At 57.8% G+C, this 1,880-nt stretch carries 4 protein-coding genes; 1 reads left to right on the forward strand and 3 read right to left on the reverse strand.

Annotated features, from left to right (window positions below):
* Nucleotides 1-99: an integrase core domain-containing protein gene (locus tag OC534_RS19215; protein ID WP_262072365.1), complete on the forward strand. Its 99-nt coding sequence runs from the start codon at nt 1-3 to the stop codon at nt 97-99.
* A gap of 577 nt (nt 100-676) precedes the next feature.
* On the opposite strand, the gene OC534_RS19220 is transcribed toward OC534_RS19215, so the two are convergent.
* The 3 genes from OC534_RS19220 to OC534_RS19230 all read right to left on the reverse strand — a co-directional run.
* Nucleotides 677-1,036 carry a hypothetical protein gene (locus tag OC534_RS19220; RefSeq protein ID WP_262072411.1) on the reverse strand — a complete coding sequence of 120 codons (360 nt, stop codon included), beginning with the start codon at nt 1,034-1,036 and terminating at the stop codon, nt 677-679.
* Nucleotides 1,033-1,488 (reverse strand): hypothetical protein, encoded by a 456-nt coding sequence (locus tag OC534_RS19225; RefSeq protein ID WP_262072412.1) that lies wholly within the window; start codon nt 1,486-1,488, stop codon nt 1,033-1,035. Before OC534_RS19225 ends, OC534_RS19220 begins: the two co-directional genes overlap by 4 nt.
* A gap of 57 nt (nt 1,489-1,545) precedes the next feature.
* On the reverse strand, nt 1,546-1,880 hold a 335-nt coding region (locus OC534_RS19230), incomplete at its 5' end, for an integrase core domain-containing protein (protein WP_262072413.1).

Raw genomic sequence — 1,880 nt, forward strand, 5'->3', positions numbered from 1 at the left:
ATTGGCGACTGGATTGGCTTCTACAACCAACAGCGCCCACATCAGGCGCTGAAGATGATGACCCCAGACGCGGCTCATGCCGCTACATTAACCGCATGACCTGAGCAGAAAACGGTGGGTCATTACACCTGCTGCATAGGCTCTATCAACTTCAAGCCTCCCTCCAGCCGACCCGCGTTGAATCAATCCAGACGCTGGAAGTCGAATGTAACCTTCCTCGTACAGCGAGACAGAACCGGCGGGAAACGCAATTTCGCCACAGCAACCAGAGCTGCGTGCTCATAAGCAGCATTGTCGCCCCCCTCCCCAATCCAGCCCTCCAAGCTGGGACCGTGTGATGACAGGATTTGTCACCCGCTCATTCTCTTCAACGACAACGGACACCACGACAGAGCCGCGTACCTGCCTCTCAGTCGCGTTGGGAACGGCCGGCGCAATGGACTCCACCGGGCTGCTTGCCCCCTGGCAACGCCCGGGAAGTTCTTCATCGGCGCGGCACGAGGCACTGGACAAGGCCAGCGCAAGCATCAGAGCGCGGTTCATTCAACACCCTCGATTGCGGGTGGGGGACACCGGATCCACCGGCAGGAACACACCCGAATACGGATCCATATACCGCTGCTTTGGTTGACCTGCGGGGCGGGGATTACCCACAACGACGCCGCTATCCACAGATTCAGGCCACCAATACATCGACGACTGGAAACGCGAAGAACTTAAGATAGGGGGCGGGCTCAATACTGAAATCAGCCGACTCCACCCTCCAATCGTTTGGATCCCCCGAGAAAATCGAACCTCGGCGACCGTACAATTCATCGCGCAGCAGACGATCAAGGCCATCCATGTCTGCGTCAGCGAGAAAGCGTTCAATCACATGCTTTTCCCGCGCAAGAATATTGATCACGAAGTAGACTCTATCCTGCAAGGGTTTGCTGAAGTCCGCCTCCACGCAGATGGCGTAGAAGTATCGACCACCATCTTCCATGACTTGCTGCAACTCACCGTCGTACCATTCCACAATCAATTCGATCTTCACTTGTAAACCTCATTGAACTTCTCAGCCACTTTCTCCGTTACTGGCCTGGGGTGTTCCACAGTATGGTGGTTCGGATTGTTCCCGGATTGAGGTGTATTGAACGCGCTCTTTGCCTCCGCCTGATCGGCAACCCGGTGTTTGACTCTATCTGCCGCACTCCCCCTCTCCTGCGCTTTGACCGAAACCCCATGCGGAAACCCGGCTTTCTCCGCCTTGACGGCTTGAGCTGCAAGCGACTCAGCGCTCTCTGCGCCCTTTCCAAATCGGACAAAGAAGCCTGCCGCCTTGACCCCGCTCTTTCCGCCCGGGGCACGGGACATCACCGCGCCCACAATCATGCCCTTGAAATCTCCATTCAAGGCGTCTGCGACAGTCCCCAACGGGCTTCCTATCGTGTTCAGGACCCGACTTGGCTCCCCTTTCCACGCCTGTTCAAACTCAGCCTCCGTCATGCACGCCCCCGTGCTTGTATAGCAGCGACGTCCCCCCGGCTTGAGTAGTGGGCGGGTTTAGAGTCCGGTGCTGATGGCATCTCTCTTTCCAGCCAACTGTGCGGCGTACTGGGCGGCCGTCAGCCCGCCAAGAGCCCGCTTAGGCCGTTCTTCGTTGTAGTCACGCCGCCAGCTTTCGATACTGGTCCTGGCATGGAGCAACGTCGGGAACCAAGGCTCGTTCAGAAATTCATCGCGCAGCCGCCCGTTGAAGGACTCAACGTAAGCGTTTTGGTTCGGCTTCCCCGGCTCGATCAGGCGCAGGGCAATTCCCTTCTCGTGAGCCCACGCCACCATCGCTTTTCCGCAAAACTCCTTGCCGTTGTCTGTCCTGATCACCTGCGGCAAACCGC

Origin of the sequence: Stenotrophomonas sp. Marseille-Q5258 (genome assembly GCF_946900935.1) — a bacterium.
Lineage (GTDB): Bacteria > Pseudomonadota > Gammaproteobacteria > Xanthomonadales > Xanthomonadaceae > Stenotrophomonas > Stenotrophomonas nematodicola.